The following is a 14,921-nucleotide window of genomic DNA, read 5'->3' as shown; positions in this document are numbered from 1 at the left end:
CAAGGACGGCAATGTGCGTGCAGGCGGCGCCGACGCGCTGGCCCGGTACGCCGGGTCATCACCGGCCCGTCGATACCGGCTCGCCGCTGCCGCGGTCGGTGTGCCAGGCGTGCGGTTCTGCGCCCACCGGGTCTACGCGCTGGTGGCGCGACACAGGCACCGTATTCGCATGGGGACTGCGACGTGCTCCGTAAGGCGCCCCTGACGCACCCCGACGGGCTGCCTCCACCGGGTGCGGGCCCCGGCCAGGAGGGCTCGACCGACGAGCGGATGTGGCAACCTGCGAGCTTGCTGGTCTGACTCCCTGCCCCTTGTTCTCCTCCCACTGCCGAGCCACTCCTGTCGGACGTTCCTCCCCCAGGGGCGGATCCGGCCGTGTGAGGCGCCGGGCTATCAGGGTTCGGGCCATGCGGCGGCACGCATCCGGGCGACATTCGCGCGCCTGTCGGCCTCACCCGGGCCGCTGGTGGGCGTGGCGGCCGATGGCAGGAAATCGGAGCGGAACTCCCCTGCTACGACATTGCCGTCCCCACCGGCCGCGAGCAAAGCACTCGCGGTCCCGGTGCTGGCCGGGTCAGCCGCTTCGGACATCAGGCGAGCGCCGTCGACGGCGTCCGTCGACGGTGGAACGACCAGCAGCTCCAGCTGGAGAGGAGCGTAGGAGAACACCATGATCACGTGCTGGTCCTGCTCCGTGGTGAACCAGCCGACATGGACGGTGTGCCCCGCAACCGGAACCCGCCGGGGGATGGCCGGCCACTGCGCCGGATTCACGGTGATCCGGGTGACCCGGCCCCACCGCTTGTCCAATTCCGCTACCAGGGAGGGAAGTTCGAGGAGGAGATCACGCGACCGGGGCCACCAGGCACCGTCCAGCCGGCCGGCACGTATGCCGCCGGGCGCAAGCGACAGCCGTACAGCGGATTCCGGAGCCCGAGGCGTCGTCGCACGATCGAGGGTGACAGTCATGATCAAGGACCTGTCTCCGGGCCAGACAAGAGAGAGGTCCGGGATAGCCGTTCGCCGGAGGCGACGCCAGTGTCCGGTGCCGGCTACGAGGTGCCTTCGGTAAGATCCAGACTACTCCGGGTTGGCGCCGAACCCGAGTGCTCTGGAGAGCGGAAATCCTCCCGAGGGCGACTGTGCGCCACCGCTCGTGGGCGAACCGGCAGTGGACCAAGAGCTGGTAGCGGAAGTTGAGTAGGAGCCAGTCGCGGTGTGCACCGCACCGTGCGCAGGCGATCACGATGCCGCCGGGACCTTCGGGGATGTCGTCTGCGCTGGCCTCCCCCAGGACGCGATGCGCGGTACCGGATGAGTAACTGGATTGCAGCTGTGGGAAGTTGGGCACGTCGGGCTGTTTTCCCGTTGTGCTGCACGTGGAACGGGACGGTCGTGACGACGGTTTTCGGCAGGGGTCGGAGTGCTCGCCGCAGCCGGGCTGCGAGTCGGCTGCGCAGGAGGCGGTGCCGCCGGTGACGGACGACGATCTCCGGGAGGACGGCGGGCACGGTGAGGTTCGGGTGCTGGTGGTGCTGCGACTCGATCAGCTGACCAGTGGTGCGACGATCGCGAGGTACGGGGAGAGCGCGATCGTCAGTGGTAGGTGATCGCCGCAATACGGTCTGCCGTTGAGCACAGATGCTCGTTGAAGGCCTCGGTGGGAGTCCTCCATCCCAGGATCTTTCGGGGGCGGGTGTTGAGGGCGGCGGCGACAGCGTCGAGATCGCTTCGGCTGTGCCTGGTCAAGTCGGTTCCCTTGGAGAAGTACTGGCGAAGGAGGCCGTTCGAGTTCTCGTTCGTGCCGCGCTGCCAGAGGCTGTGCGGGTCGGCGAAGCAGACACCTGCACAGTTGCCCGGTCAGGGTGGTGATCGTGGTGGCGATGGCGTCGCGTATGGCTTCGGAGCCATGCCCGGCAAGCGCCGGGCCGTTCTTGGCCCGTGGGCCGCCGTGGCCATCCGACGGGGGCAGGTGCAGCAGCATCGTGTTGTGGCTGGTGCGCTCGACCAGCGTGCCGATCGCTGAGCCCGAATCCACCGGCCAATAGCCGGTCCAGGGTCCGGACATGAAAGCGGAGATGCCCTCAGACCAGGGAAGATATGACTTGTCTAGGGTTACATCCACCGGGTCTGGAGGGGCATCTCCGGGATGCAGTCTCTCATGCTGCCGCGAGCGGTTTTTGCCGCGTTCGACGAGCCGAACCTGATCGCGGACGCCGGGCTGGTCCCGCTGGTCCGCCTGGCCGAACGGGTTGGCCTGCCCGGTCTCGTCGCAGAGCGGCTGCGCATCGGCGGCACCGGCAACAGCGGCGGCGCCCACCCGGGCGCGAAAGCGATGATGCTGATCGCGGCGATGTGCGCCGGGGCCGACTCCATCGGCGACACCGACCGGCTGCGGCACGGCGCGACGGGCCTGCTGTTCGGCGGAGTGCGGGCGCCGTCCACCCTGGGTACCTTCCTGCGCGCCTTCACGCACGGGCACAACCGCCAACTCCACTCGGTGCACCGGGACTTCCTCGCCCGCCTGGCCCGGACCACCCCACTGCTGCCCGGTGTCGACCAGGTGGCCTTCGCGGACATCGACCCCACCCACCGCCGCGTCTACGGACGCGCCAAGCAGGGCGCCGAGGTCGGCCGATTCCAGGGCATACGCACCCTGCACCCGATCCTGGCCACCCTCAGCACGCCCCTGGCCCGGCCCGTGATCGCGGCCGTCAGGTTGCGGCGGGGCAAGGCCGCCGACGCCCGCGGCGCCGGACCCTTCACCGCCGAAGCCCGGCCCGCCGCCGGCCAGGCCGGAGCCATTGGGACCGTCATCGTCCGCGCGGACAGCCAGTTCTACAACGCCGACGTCGTGGCCGCCTGCCGCCGCGCGAACGCGCACTTCTCGCTGACTGTGCGGATGAACCCCCACATCGCCGCCGCGATCAGCGCGATCGCCGAGGACGCCTGGACGCCGATCCGGTACCCCGAGGCGTTCGTGGACCCGGACACCGGCGAGCTGGTCTCCGACGCCGAGGTCGCCGAGACCAGCTACACCGCGTTCACCGGCCGCAAGAAGGCCGAGCAGGTCACCGCACGTCTCATCGTCCGCCGGGTCCGCCGTCTGAACGCCGAAGCCGCCGCCGGACAAGGCGAGTTGTTCACCACCTGGCGCTACCACGCCCTCTTCACCGACAGCCCGTTCGCCATGCCGCAGGCCGAGCTGCAGCACCGGCAGCACGCCGTCATCGAGCAGGTCATCGCGGACGGCAAGTCCGGACCACTCGCCCACCTGCCCTCCGGGAACTTCCAGGCCAACAACGCGTGGCCGACCCTGTGGGCGATCGCGTTCAACCTGCTGCGGGCCGCCGGCTGCCTCGCCGGCACGTTCCAATCAAGGGCAACGACGGCTACCCTGCGTGCCCACCTGGTCAACATCCCCGCCCGCATCGCCCGCTCTGGCCGCCGCCTGACGCTCCGTCTGCCCGACCGCTGGCCCTGGCAGCACGCCTTCACCGACCTGTTCGACGCCGCCCACGCACCACCAGCGTGATCACCACCCGACCACCCGACCACCCGGCCCACCAGGGCCCGACCGGAGCACACGTGGAAGAGCTGGGCAGACCAGCGGACACCCCACGCCTTCCGGCCGAGCACCCCAACAAACCCGCTGAAACGATCAGGTCGGAATCAGCCCGGTGGATTCGGGCTGAGCTGTCCAGGCTGGCGGCATCTCGTGGGTGCGGTCCAGCCGCCGCCCCAGCAGTCGCTCGCCGAATCCTTCCGACCTGTCCACCACAGCCTTGTGGTTCTTCCGCGCGGTTTCCGCCATGGGTAATCCGCAGCAGCTTTTTCCTCGGCCGACTTCCCCGCCTTGCTTCGATGCAGATCCGTACACGCCTCGCCGGCGATTTCTCGGTCTCAGCATCGCACCGGCTCTCACCCCCGCGACATCCGAGCCTGGATCGATCTTGTAGGTGCGGGGCGTGGCCCCTGGAGCGGCTCGTGGCCGAAAGTGGGCAAGGTGTTCGGATGGCCCCTGCCGCCGACCAGCGGAACTGCGCAACCCGGAGCAACGGCCCACATCAGGAGCCGCAGGCCCTGTGCCTGTCCCGGGCGGCCCGAACGGGGCGCGAAGCCGCAAGAGCGAGCCCAAGCGGTGGTATTTGTGAACCTGGATGCCCCGCATACGTGTTTTGGGGAGTAGCCTGGAATGTGCCGGAAGAAGTTACCGGAAGTCGATCTCGAGGAGGCGAATATGCAGCTCGGTAAAACAGGAGCCCTGATTCTGCGACTCGTGATCGCGAAATTTCGCCCGGCCTTTCGACTGGGAGATAACGGGGGCACGTAGGGGCGGGGGCGCAGGTGCAAATGCTGTTGTTCAGACTGGTGTTTACGCAGGGCGTAGGCCGTCTCCGCAGAGATGCGGGGGCGGCCTGTCTAGCAGCCGCAGTGAGGTCCCATCCTGCGGCCACCGGTATTCGGGTCGTTTCTCGCCTTCGTTCTCCGGCGGGTGATGCGCCGTCTCCGAGGCAGGGCGCGCCCATGGCCTACGTCTGCCGCTACCGAGGCGTGGTCAAGGCCCGTGGTCGATTCCGGTCGGCCGGGCGAAACTGCTTCCGAAAAAACGACCAGCCAGCCGGTTGAGCCGGGCTCGGTCCCGCTGGGGACGGAGAGGACGGAACTGTCGATGGTGCGTGGTGACCACGGCCGCGCGACTGCGGCGGGCGGCTGCCGGGCCTGGTCACGGGCCGTGTACCTGTACGCATCGCGCGTGTCGGCCTGGGCGCGGGCGCCTGTGCATCGGGGTTTCCAGGGCGTCGATCACCGATGTTCCACCGGTGGGGCTTTGGAGGGGCCAAGCGGTCTGCACTTGACCCTGCCCCCTGCCCGACCGCCGGGACAAGGGGCTCGACGGGGGCTCCGGCCGGGGTGCGCCGGGATAGGGTCGGCGGCATGCGCCTGAGCACAGTGATCCTTCCCACCCGCCGATGGAGCGAAGGGCAGAAGATCTGGCAGCGGGCCGAGGACCTCGGCTTCCACACCGCGTACACCTACGACCACCTGTCCTGGCGGTCCTTCCGGGATGACACCTGGTTCGGCGCGATCCCCGTCCTGACCGCCGCCGCGACGGTGACCGAGCGGATCCGCCTCGGCACTCTGGTCGCGTCGCCGAACTTCCGTCACCCCGTCACCCTGGCCAAGGAGTTGCTGACCCTCGACGACATCTCGGGCGCTCGCCTGACGGCCGGCATAGGCGCTGGCGGGCCGGGCTTCGACACGACGGTGCTGGGCCAGAAGGCGTGGTCCGCGAAGGAACGGGCCGACCGCTTCGCCGAGTTCGTCCCCCTTCTCGACAAGCTCCTCACCCGGGACGCGACGACGGAGCAGGGGCACCGCTACGCGGCCGTCGAGGCCCGCAACATCCCCGGCTGCGTCCAACGCCCGCGCATCCCCTTCTACCTCGCCGCGACCGGCCCCCGGGGGGCTGCGAGTGGCGGCCCGCCACGCCCAGGGCTGGGTCACCTGCGGTGATCCGGCCGACCCGGACGTCCCCGCCGAGCGCGCGCCCGCCGTGATCGCCGCGCAGCTGGCGAAACTCCACACGGCCTGCGAGTCCGAGGGCCGCACCCCCGACTCACTCGCCAAGGTCCTCCTCCAGGGCTTCACCGCCGAACGCCCTCTCAGCTCCCTCGACGCCTTCGTCCACTGGGCCGGCACCTATCGCGAACTGGGCATCACCGACCTCGTCCTGCACTGGCCGGTTCCCGACTCCGTCTTCGCCAACGACCTCACCGTCTTCGAACGCATCGCCACCGAGGGCCTGGCACAGCTGGGTTGAGGAGACCGCCGGAAACCACCGGCGCTTGCCTCGGATCCTTCGCCCACCGGGGGCGCCTGTGGCGGGAAGAGCCGTTCGGGCAAGACGCTCTCAAGGCAAGGCTGCCGGCGGCCTGACCCGGCCAGGCGCCCGATCGGCGGGTGCTCGGGACCGGTGACGCGCTCGCCTGCCAGACCTTGTCGACGACGCTGACCGGCAGGTCGTCGGTGCTGATGCCGGGGGTTTCCACGATGCGTGCCTGCGGGCGAGGCGGACTGCATGCGGGGCGAAGGGCGGCTGGGGCAGTGCTGTTCGGCTCAGCCGATCAGTTGGTGGGCGGCGCCGTGGACGGCCCGGAGGTGGGTCGCAACCTGATGGAGCCTGTAACTCTTCGCGGAGGACGGCGACCTGATGGGGGAGAGGTCGCAGTTCCACGGGATCGTGCCGGGCACGGTGAGGGCTCGCCGCAGTGCACTGGGGACCATCTGGGTCACGGTGGCGGCGAGGTCGGTCGCTGCGCTGGGAGCTGGTGGTGTCGGTGGGCCGGCGGCCACGCCGGCGTGGTGGATATTCGCTGGTCCGGGCGGGTTGGGCGCGGCTACGGTGGGCGGCCGACCAGGCAGAAGAGGGGGTAGTGGTGATGAGCGGGGCGGATACGGGGACGACGACGCCGTGGCGTCCGGCCGGTCCGGTGTTCCTCACCACGGCGCAGGAGACCAGCACTGGTCTACTCCTCGCGGAAGCCGCGCGGCGGCGCGGTCTGGACCACGTCGGGCTGGACCGCCAGGATGTCGTCGACGCCCTGGCCGGGCGCGCCGTGCACTGGTACGGCGGGCCGCTCGCGGCGGACCGGATCGCCGCTCGGCTGGGCCTGGGGCTGCTGGAGCCGGCCGACGACTGGCTCACCGAGCTGCCCGAGGAGTTCACCGGCCGACGGATCACGCTCACCACGCTCTCGCAGGCCTGGACCGCCAACCGCCCACTGTTCGTCAAACCACCGAGCGACAAGCAGTTCCCCGCTGCGGTCTATGCCGACGGCACCAGGCTGCCGCGTGACGGCGAGCGGATCGGCCCCGACACCCCGGTCCTCGTCTCCGACGTGGTGACCTTCGCCTTCGAGTACCGGCTGTTCGTCCTGGACGGACGGATAGCCACGGGCAGCCGGTACGCCCGTTTCGGGCGACTCGATGTCGCGGCGCTGGACGGCGACTCGCACGAGCGGGAGGTCCGTGCGTTCACCGACGCCCTCCTGCGTACCCACCGGGGCTCGCTTCCCAGTGCTGTAGTCGTCGACGTCGGCCTCAGCCAGGACCCCGACACGGGGGGTGAACGGTGGGCGGTGGTCGAGGCGAACATGCCCTGGTTCGCCCACAGTTACGCGGCCGATCCTGACCAGGTCCTGGAGGTCGTGCTCCGGGCTGCCGGACCACGAGAACTGGTCGCCCCCAGGGATGCCGGGTACCTGCGTGCAGGTACCGCCCAGCTCGGGGAGCCGTCGGTGGTCCTGCACCACAGCACGCCGCGGCCAGGGCGGTGATTGCGGCCTGGGGCCCGCGTTGTGCGTGTCCTGGCGCTCTCCTCCCTAACGGCGGCGGTACCGCTGGCACTGACTCCCCTCCCCCCGTACGGTCGGGCATCACCTCTACCGCGCGTTCCCCAAACTCGGCGTCAGCTCCCGCACCGAACTCGCCGCGTTGCCGGCCTCATGAGGCCGGAGCCTGCGTCGCCCCTGGGGCCTCCGGCACCGCGTAGATCATCCGGGTCTGCGCGGTCCGGTAACCGGCCCGGGCGAAGGCGGCGGCCATCGGGGCGTTGTCGGTGTCCGTGGTGGCCGTGATCAGCTCGGCACCCGCCTCCACCTGCACCCGGGTGATCTCGGCGAGCACGTCGTCGACGTACCCCCGCCCGCGCAGTTCGGGGACCACGCCCAGGTAGCCGACGTTGCGGCTGTACGGGGTCGCCGACGGGAGGGCCAGGCCGGCGACCTGCCCGTTCGGCGTGCGGGCCAGGCGCCACCAGGAGCGCTCGCCCGGGCAGCTGAGGTAGAAGTCCACCTCCTCACGGGCGGTGGCCTCGGCGCCGATGGCCGCCAGGTTGCGGCGCGTCTCGCCGTCCAGGCTGTCGACCGCGATCCGCCGGAAGACGTCGAGGAACTCCTCGTCCGACCCCTCGGTGAAGGTGAGGCGCCCGCTGGAGGCCGGGAGCCCGGCGTCGGGGGTCCACTCCAGGCGCAGCCGTTCCACCTCGGCGGTGAGCCCGGCCGCCAGCGCGGCGTCGCGCCGCCAGGCCAGGGCGGCGACCACGGCCGGATCCTGGCGCCAGCCGTTCGGCAGCGTCAGGTTGTACAGCGGGGGTTTGGGCGCGCCCTGCTCGGCGAAGGCCCGCAGGCCCGCGGTGATCAGCCCGGCCGCGACCGCCACGCGGTCGGCGACCGACGGGTCGACGTGCAGGCAGTCCAGTGCGACCGGGTGCTCGCTGGAGGCCTGCCCCCACCACAGGGCACGGGCCACGACCCGGCCGCCGTCCTCGGCGATCCAGGTCCACTCCGGCCGGTACATGCCCTCCTCCAGTTCTTCGAGGTAGCGGTCGGCGGGGATCCACCCGACGGGTTCGTCGACCGTCACGGCGGTGACGCGGTCGAGGTCGGTCTCGGTCGTGGAACGGAACAGCATGTGGGTGCTCACTTCTGGTGCGTTGCGTAGGTGGTCGCGCCCGCCCGGTCCTGCCGCTCGGGGTCGCGGACGAACGCCACCGGGTCTCCGGAGACGGTCTCCACACCGGGGTCGAGCCGGGCGAGGGCGCGGGAGAGGACGTACTGGCAAAGGTGCGGGTAGGGGCTGGTGACGCCGACGGGGTGACGTTCATCGACGGTAGGCCGACCGCCCTCTGACCGGTATCGGTCATCCCGACGTAATGTGACCGGTCACGGCACCGTGCCCGGTCCGATGCCCGCGCATGTGGCGCCCCGGCGAGCAGGCGTCGCACGTCCGCCCGGGACACCCGTTCGCTCACCCAGCAGCAGGCCGTGCTCGACGCTCTCGGTCCGCTGGGCGTCGCGATCATCGCCGACGGGACTGATGAAGATCTCGGTTTTGGCCCCACTGCGTGCACGTCGGGCCGAAACCGAGATCTTCATCGCCCTTCTGCTAGGAGGCCACCGGGGCGTCTGCGAGGCAGGCTGAACGTATGGTGTCGTTCTTCCACCCGCCTTCTCGACCAGGAGCGGGCGGTCAAAGCAGGGGCCTGCTCGCACTGGCGCAGTGCGTGCCGTTTGTCATCGCGCTGGCCGTGCTGATCATCGAGCTCACCCCTGCCCACTTCATCTACACCGGCCCCTTTCTCACTGCGGTGCCGGCGCTGGCGGCGGTAACGATGGACCCCAAGCGCACCGCCCTGGCGGTGGCTCTCGCACTGGCGGTGAGCGTGGCCACGGCCACCTACAACCAGGCATGGGGAACCCTTCAGGTCTATACCAACTTCCTCGCTCTGGCTCTGGTCTCCGTAGCCGGTTTCATCACGAGTAGCGTCGTGCGTGCCTACAGGAGGAGCGAGTTCGACCAAATCCGCCGGATCGCCGTGTGCGCGCAGGAGGTCATTCTGCGACCGGTCCCCGAGCGCCTGGGCCCGGTGCGGGCGGCCAGCCTGTGTCTCGCGGCCGGGACCGGGGCGCAGGTCGGCGGTGATCTGTACGAGGCCGTGCAGACTCGGTACGGCGTGCGGATGATCGTGGGGGACGTCCGCGGCAAGGGGCTCAGTGCCATGCGCGCGGTCGCGGTGGCGCTGGGCGCGTTCCGGGTGGTCGTGCACTATGAGGACGACCTCGTGGGGGTCATGAATCACTGCGCGGCCGCGTTGCGCCGGGAGGCCGCCGTGCCGGGCGCCTTCCCCGAGGAAACTCTGATGGAGGGATTCACCACCGCACTCATCGCCCAGGTGCCGAACGGCGAACCCGTAGTGCAGTTGGTCAACCGCGGCCATCCGCCCCCGCTGGTACTCCACGAGGGCCGAACTCAGGCTTTGATGCCCACCTCGCCGCGTCCGCCACTGGGCTTGGAGGACCTGGTCACCGGTCCTCCCGAGACGCCGGAGGGCTATCCGTTCGTACCGGGCGACCGTCTGCTTCTCTACACCGACGGCGTGATCGAAGCCCGCGACCCTGGCAACGGTTTCTTCCCTCTGCCGGAGGCCATGGAGTCGATCAGCTTCAACACCACCCCTCAGGAGTTCCTTGAGCAACTGCACCAGGCATTGATCCGCCACACCGAAGGTGACTTGGCGGACGACGTGGCGATGATCCTTGTCGACCGTCTCGGCAGCCGGTCCTCTGGCGGCCAAGGCCTTCCTGGAGCCGGCTGACCTGCAGGACGCCCGGCTCATCGGGCTCCCGGAGAACTCGACCTCCCGCCTGCAACCGGGCGCCTGGCTCGCGGAATCCGGGATCCGGCCGGTGTTCGGCGCCAGCGTCGCCGACTGGGACACCGCGATCCTGCTGGCCGAGCTGGGACTCGGCCACGCCGTCGTCCCGGCCCTGCCCGCCTGGACCGGTCCCGGACGCCCGGACCTGAGGTCGATCCCCGTCCCCGCGCTTCCCGCCCTCACCGCAGGCTGGGCGGCGCGTCGCTGGGCCGCCCTCTCCCCGCCGGCCCGCGCCTTCGCCGAGACCGTCGCGCACCACTGCGGCAGGCAGACCGTCCCCGGATGAGGACGGGCTGGGGGACGGGGCCGGTTCCCGCGTGGTGATCAGCTGCCCCGTTGCACGCACCGCCGACCGCAGCACCGACCGCGTGTGTCGGTCCAGGCTGGTGCGCAGGTCGGCGACGAGTTCGGCGGCGCCGCGTCCGGCGCCCTCGCGCAGCGCGTGGTCCAGCGCGGCGGCGTCGGCCCGTGGGCCGGGCTCGGTGCCGGCCCGGGCGAGGGCCAGCAGCCAGCGGTAGACGTCGGCGCTGCGGGCGAGGTGGGTGACGACGTGGCCGCGGCTCCAGCCGGGCAGCGCCGACGGCTCACGGGACCGGAGGTCGGTCAGCGCGTCGAGGGAGGTGACGAGGCGTGCGGCGGAACTGCGGACGCCGGTGAGGGCGAGTTCGGCCTCGGTCGGGGAGATGGCGATGGTGTCGGACACGGGCCCGTACTCTACGACCCGTCTGTGCGCAGGTCACCGACGGCTGCGATGCCGTCGGCGATGGCGCAACTCGCCCACGTTGCCGAAGCCGGGGGCGAGTTGCGCGGGCTCTGCGGCACGCGGGGCGCGGCACGCGCTCGTGCCGTTCGGGCCGGTCCGCTGAAGGCGCCAGTGTTGCTGCCTTCGAATCGCACGGCCGTGCGGCCTCAGGGCACGGCGTCGTAGGTGTAGGCCGCGGACATGTCCAGGACGGACCTCGGCGTCGCGGGAGTGCCCGCCGTGCCGGTGCTGAGCGGGGAGACGATCGGGTCGTCGATGCGCTCGCCCAGGTAGGTGGTGGCGGGGGCGCTCATGTCGGGGGCGTAGAGGCGGCCGTAGCGGTTCATCCAGCCCTGCCAGATCCGGTCCACGTTGCAGTGGTGCAGGAAGAACACCGGATCGTTGGGTGAGGTGGCGGGCGCCATGTCCCCGCCGATCCACACGTGGACCTGGTTGTGCATGTGCACCGGCCGGCTCGGATCCTTCGGCAGCCAGCCTTCGAGCCGGTCGCGGAAACCCTCCGAGGAGGAGTTGAAGGCGGGGACGTCGTAGCGGTCCACCGGGTTGCCGCCGGCCGGTGTGAAGGCGAGGGTGTCCTTGACCTCGGCGCCGGTCGGCAGCGTCCGCCATCCGAACGGCGGCGGCTGCGCGAAGGACCGGCGCAGGCCCCGGTGGGTCTGGAGGAGCTTCATGCCGCTCTGGTCGCTCTGGATCCGGACCGTGAAGGTGGCCGGATCGGCCGGGCTGAAGGCGAACGGCCCGGTCGTGACCGGATCGCCGTCGCCGCCGAGGTAGGAGGGAGTGAAGATCTGGGCGTTCGTCGGCGAGCCGAGGTCGCCGTCGGCCGACCAGTCCCAGTACGGCAGGGCGAAACCGGGCTTCTGCAGCACCCGTTGGATGTTCGCCTCCAGGAGACCGAGCATGGGCAGGTGTGGCTCCGGCGGCGCCGGAGTTCGGCCGTCCCCTGCCTCCTACCATCCCGCCGGAACCCGGATCCCGCAGCTCGGTGGTGGACCGGTGGAGGCGGGAGGGCGCTCGCGGCAGCGGGTGCGGGGTGCGCTGCACCGTGGTCACCGGGTCCGTGAGGTCGGGGCAGAGGTCCGGGGCGGGGTCAGCGCCGGCGGGTGGTGAGCGAGCTGGGGGCGGCGGGGGAACTCCGGTAGCCGTGCGCCGAGAGGGGGACCGCGGCGAGGGCGGGCGCGGCCGGTCCGGCGGGCGGCGGGGGGAACTGGACGCAGGCGGTCTGTGGTTGGCCGGTGCTCTGGCCGAACCGGCAGGCGACAGCGCTGAGTCTGATGGTGATGAAGTCGGCGATCTGCGCGCCGTACTGGATGGGCGTGCCGTTGATGGTGATGTCCCCCACCGTGAAGTTCCTGTCCGCGGGGACTTCGTAGACGGCTCGCACCGGGTGGGTGGCGTCGCCGCGCCGGTAGGTCCAGTAGCTCTTCGGGTCGGAGCCGTCCGGGGCGGCCCAGCCATCGGTCTTGAGGTCGTCGAAGTAGAGCCCGACGGGGTTGGTGAGGGCGATGTCGGCCTTCTGCCGGGCGATCGCGTTCACGGCTCCGCCGATGTGCGGGTCGCTGTTGCGTTCCGGCTCACCGTATTTGCCGCACTGGATGAGTTCCTGGTCGGTGGTGAGTTCCTGGCCGTTGACGACCCGCACGATGCTCGCTGCGGCGGCGAGTTCGATCTCGGCGCCGAGGGTGTTGGCCGCCTGGATGAGGTGCATGGCACCGTGGGTCGTGGAGTCGTTCCAGCGGTTGCGTCGCTGGTAGCTGCCGTCGATCCCGAAGAGGTCGTTCTGCTGGACGTTCGGGCTGATGTGGGTCCGGTAGAGCTGGAGGACGGTGGCCGGGCTCGACTGCGCGAGGAGGTCCCAGTACTCCGGCCCCTCGCAGGTGAACATGACCTGTGTGATCTTCCCTGAGGAGGGGTCGCGGGTGACGCTCCACTCGCAGTACTCATCCTGTACGTCGCGGCTGGCGTCCGCGCGCTGCCAGCGCTGGTTGTCGCCGATCGAGTGGACCTTGATACGGCGGGGGAAGGCTGTCCAGGTGACGGGGGCCTCGGTGGCGTCCGCCGCGGTGTCGGTTCTGGTGAGGTCGTAGAACTGGCTGCGCGGGCTGTCGTTGAGGGCCTGGCCGGCGTCGGGTCCCTTGATGGCCTGGTCGATGCTGTTGGTGATGAAGACGTTCCAGGCTTTCAGCCCGGTCTCGTCCAGGTCGGTGAGACGGCCGGGAGGGTCGTAGGCGTTGATCGTGCTCACGCTGTGCTCCTTTGGGTGTGCTCAGGGGGTGACGGTGGCGTCCTCGAGCATCGTCAGCCGAGGGGCGTCGGCGGGGATGTCGGTGACCGGCAGGGTGAGCTCGAATTCGTTCAGTCTCATCGCTCTGAACTCGCGGCGGCGGGACTCGGCCAGCCTGACGTAGTCGTCGAAACCGGACGGTGTGCGGATCCGGGCGGTGACGTGCCCGAGGTAGGTGTCGATGCGTTGGGCGAAGGTCGTGGCCCAGCTGTTGTCGGTCAGGTTCCAGGCGGCCGCGAAGCGGGCCTCCGGACTGGTGGCGGGCAGTTTCGCGGCGGCGGCGAGGATCGCCTGGACGATCCGGTCGCTCAGCGCCGCCACGGCGGTCGGGGCGGTGGGGACGTAGGCCATCAGCCGGGCGCGGTCCGTGCTGAACACCGGATTGGTGAAGTCGACCATCAGGGCGCACGCGGCGAACTTCGCAGGGATGATCGCCTGTTGCACCATCTGGCGTACGACGTCGTTGTCCTCGTACGCGGCCTCGGGCGTCACGAAGGCGAAGAAGCTGTCGCCGGTCCGGGAGAAGCCGCCGGCCTTCTCCTCCAGGCGGAAGCCGAAGGTGGTCAGGCTGTCGACGTACCGGGACGCGGGTGCGAGGGGAAGCGACGCGGTCGCGGGCAGCGCCAGGTCGTCGAGCAGGGCGTCGTTGTTCAGCCAGAGTCCTGCGGGCAGTGGGAGGTCGTCGCCGGTCGGTGTGATGGTCGCGCTCTGGGTCGCGCTGCTGGTCAGGTTGACCGAGGTGGTGGTGAACAGGTGGCGCAGCAGGTGGTCGGGGTGCTCGATGGTGCCGTCCGCCGTGACGGCGGCCAGGCGGGCCGCCGTCCAGCGGCTGACCAGCGAGCGGACGGTCAGCTCCAGGTTCTGGGCGCCGGAGACCTGCTGGTAGAGCGGGTCGCCACGCAGCGGGTCGTCCGGGGCGAGCTGGATGGTGGCCGCCTGGGACTGCCAGTTGAGCCAGGGCTGTCTCAGTTCCTTCATGACGACGCTGCCGTTGATGTGGCTGTCGAAGCAGCCGTTCCCTCGGGAGCCGGGCGCGAGCGCGGACCACGAGTTCCCCGCCCACACCCAGGTCGGGGTGATCCGCATGTAGTAGTTGAAGACCTTCGCGATCGGGTCCCACGCGGCGACCTGCAGGAACGTGGTGGCCGGGTCCGCGTTGGCGCCGGTGCTGACCAGCAGGTCGACGTCCCGGCCCTGAACGCAGCGGGTGATCGCGAACCGGATGTCGCGATGCAGCCCGGGCGCGGTGTCCGGCGGGATCTGCCCTGCCTCGCTGATCAGGTACACGGCCTGCTGGGAGGGAGTGGTGGGCTGCGGCAGAGCGGCCAGCAGCTCTTGCACGGTCATGGGAAAGATGTTCCGGCGGAAGAGGACCGTGGCCATCGGGTCGCCGAGTTCCGCAAGCTCCTGCGGGGTCATCAAACGAGCCTCGTGGTCGATGCCGGTCACATGGCGGTACAGCCGTCCGGTCTCCAGCGCATCGATCCGCAGGCGGTCACCGGCCGAGATGCGGAATTCGGTGGCGTCGGCCGCGCCTGCGGTGTCGCGGGGCGAATCGGCGACCGCTCCGAGGGACTTCCGCGCCCAGGCCGTCGCCCTTCGGTGTTCGTGGAACTCCTGCACTGCTCATGCCCTTCCGCTGGACCCGGGCCTTC

General features: G+C 70.4%; 15 protein-coding genes and 2 pseudogenes. 7 read left to right on the top strand and 10 right to left on the bottom strand.

The genetic code is table 11. The features are described 5' to 3' along the window. Nucleotides 1–393 precede the first annotated feature (393 nt). The gene (locus tag UK12_RS36745) at nucleotides 394–969 is read right to left on the bottom strand and encodes a DUF5994 family protein (RefSeq protein ID WP_156178821.1); all 576 of its coding nucleotides are present in this window, start codon (nucleotides 967–969) and stop codon (nucleotides 394–396) included. A gap of 506 nt (nucleotides 970–1,475) precedes the next feature. On the opposite strand from UK12_RS36745, the gene UK12_RS44485 reads away from it, so the two are divergent. Beyond that, nucleotides 1,476–1,610, top strand: coding sequence for a hypothetical protein (locus UK12_RS44485; RefSeq protein ID WP_269432034.1), 135 nt, complete (start codon nucleotides 1,476–1,478; stop codon nucleotides 1,608–1,610). Here the strand turns inward: UK12_RS44485 and UK12_RS38210 are convergent. Further along, a pseudogene (locus UK12_RS38210) lies at nucleotides 1,597–2,050 on the bottom strand (transposase); the annotation flags it as partial. The gene UK12_RS44485 and the pseudogene UK12_RS38210 sit on opposite strands and share 14 nt — an antisense overlap. Before the next feature lie 99 nt (nucleotides 2,051–2,149). Here UK12_RS38210 and UK12_RS19990 point away from each other — a divergent pair. After that, nucleotides 2,150–3,535 carry an IS1380 family transposase gene (locus UK12_RS19990; RefSeq protein WP_045304411.1) on the top strand — a complete coding sequence of 462 codons (1,386 nt, stop codon included), beginning with the start codon at nucleotides 2,150–2,152 and terminating at the stop codon, nucleotides 3,533–3,535. Nucleotides 3,536–3,661: 126 nt separating this feature from the next. Here UK12_RS19990 and UK12_RS39850 read toward each other — a convergent pair whose 3' ends face one another. Then, the gene (locus tag UK12_RS39850) at nucleotides 3,662–3,814 is read right to left on the bottom strand and encodes a hypothetical protein (protein WP_156178820.1); all 153 of its coding nucleotides are present in this window, start codon (nucleotides 3,812–3,814) and stop codon (nucleotides 3,662–3,664) included. Between the two features lie 1,124 nt (nucleotides 3,815–4,938). Between UK12_RS39850 and UK12_RS19985 the strand changes: the two genes are divergently transcribed. Then, the gene (locus UK12_RS19985; RefSeq protein WP_231591298.1) at nucleotides 4,939–5,517 is read left to right on the top strand and encodes an LLM class flavin-dependent oxidoreductase; all 579 of its coding nucleotides are present in this window, start codon (nucleotides 4,939–4,941) and stop codon (nucleotides 5,515–5,517) included. Next, nucleotides 5,477–5,824 carry a hypothetical protein gene (locus tag UK12_RS43410; RefSeq protein WP_231591297.1) on the top strand — a complete coding sequence of 116 codons (348 nt, stop codon included), beginning with the start codon at nucleotides 5,477–5,479 and terminating at the stop codon, nucleotides 5,822–5,824. The genes UK12_RS19985 and UK12_RS43410 overlap by 41 nt, the downstream gene beginning before the upstream one ends. A 296-nt stretch (nucleotides 5,825–6,120) precedes the next feature. Here the strand turns inward: UK12_RS43410 and UK12_RS39845 are convergent, their stop codons facing one another. Beyond that, nucleotides 6,121–6,288: a hypothetical protein gene (locus UK12_RS39845; RefSeq protein ID WP_156178819.1), complete on the bottom strand. Its 168-nt coding sequence runs from the start codon at nucleotides 6,286–6,288 to the stop codon at nucleotides 6,121–6,123. Nucleotides 6,289–6,443: 155 nt separating this feature from the next. Between UK12_RS39845 and UK12_RS19980 the strand changes: the two genes are divergently transcribed. Beyond that, a complete protein-coding gene (locus tag UK12_RS19980; protein WP_045304420.1) occupies nucleotides 6,444–7,340 on the top strand; it encodes an ATP-grasp domain-containing protein in 897 nt (298 codons plus the stop codon). A gap of 166 nt (nucleotides 7,341–7,506) precedes the next feature. Here the strand turns inward: UK12_RS19980 and UK12_RS19975 are convergent, their stop codons facing one another. Both UK12_RS19975 and UK12_RS39835 read right to left on the bottom strand, forming a co-directional pair. After that, nucleotides 7,507–8,475 carry a hypothetical protein gene (locus tag UK12_RS19975; protein ID WP_045304410.1) on the bottom strand — a complete coding sequence of 323 codons (969 nt, stop codon included), beginning with the start codon at nucleotides 8,473–8,475 and terminating at the stop codon, nucleotides 7,507–7,509. A gap of 251 nt (nucleotides 8,476–8,726) precedes the next feature. Further along, nucleotides 8,727–8,939 carry a hypothetical protein gene (locus tag UK12_RS39835; protein WP_156178818.1) on the bottom strand — a complete coding sequence of 71 codons (213 nt, stop codon included), beginning with the start codon at nucleotides 8,937–8,939 and terminating at the stop codon, nucleotides 8,727–8,729. A gap of 50 nt (nucleotides 8,940–8,989) precedes the next feature. On the opposite strand from UK12_RS39835, the gene UK12_RS19970 reads away from it, so the two are divergent. Then, on the top strand, nucleotides 8,990–10,159 hold the full coding sequence (locus tag UK12_RS19970) for a PP2C family protein-serine/threonine phosphatase (RefSeq protein ID WP_045304409.1): 1,170 nt from the start codon (nucleotides 8,990–8,992) through the stop codon (nucleotides 10,157–10,159). Next, a complete protein-coding gene (locus tag UK12_RS19965; protein ID WP_052682014.1) occupies nucleotides 10,101–10,505 on the top strand; it encodes a substrate-binding domain-containing protein in 405 nt (134 codons plus the stop codon). Before UK12_RS19970 ends, UK12_RS19965 begins: the two co-directional genes overlap by 59 nt. A gap of 48 nt (nucleotides 10,506–10,553) precedes the next feature. Here UK12_RS19965 and UK12_RS43405 read toward each other — a convergent pair. The 4 genes and pseudogenes from UK12_RS43405 to UK12_RS19945 all read right to left on the bottom strand — a co-directional run. Beyond that, nucleotides 10,554–10,922, bottom strand: a pseudogene (locus UK12_RS43405) (maleylpyruvate isomerase N-terminal domain-containing protein); the annotation flags it as partial. 206 nt (nucleotides 10,923–11,128) lie between these two features. Then, nucleotides 11,129–11,884: a tyrosinase family protein gene (locus UK12_RS19955; protein WP_045304407.1), complete on the bottom strand. Its 756-nt coding sequence runs from the start codon at nucleotides 11,882–11,884 to the stop codon at nucleotides 11,129–11,131. Nucleotides 11,885–12,072: 188 nt separating this feature from the next. After that, nucleotides 12,073–13,227 carry a hypothetical protein gene (locus UK12_RS19950; protein ID WP_045304406.1) on the bottom strand — a complete coding sequence of 385 codons (1,155 nt, stop codon included), beginning with the start codon at nucleotides 13,225–13,227 and terminating at the stop codon, nucleotides 12,073–12,075. A gap of 21 nt (nucleotides 13,228–13,248) precedes the next feature. After that, nucleotides 13,249–14,889: a hypothetical protein gene (locus UK12_RS19945; RefSeq protein WP_052682013.1), complete on the bottom strand. Its 1,641-nt coding sequence runs from the start codon at nucleotides 14,887–14,889 to the stop codon at nucleotides 13,249–13,251. Between the last annotated feature and the right edge of the window lie 32 nt (nucleotides 14,890–14,921).

The organism is Saccharothrix sp. ST-888 (genome assembly GCF_000955975.1).
Classification (GTDB): Bacteria; Actinomycetota; Actinomycetes; order Streptomycetales; family Streptomycetaceae; genus Kitasatospora.
The sequence above is the reverse complement of the archived record's forward strand: the minus strand, read 5'-3'. Positions and strand labels throughout refer to the sequence as shown.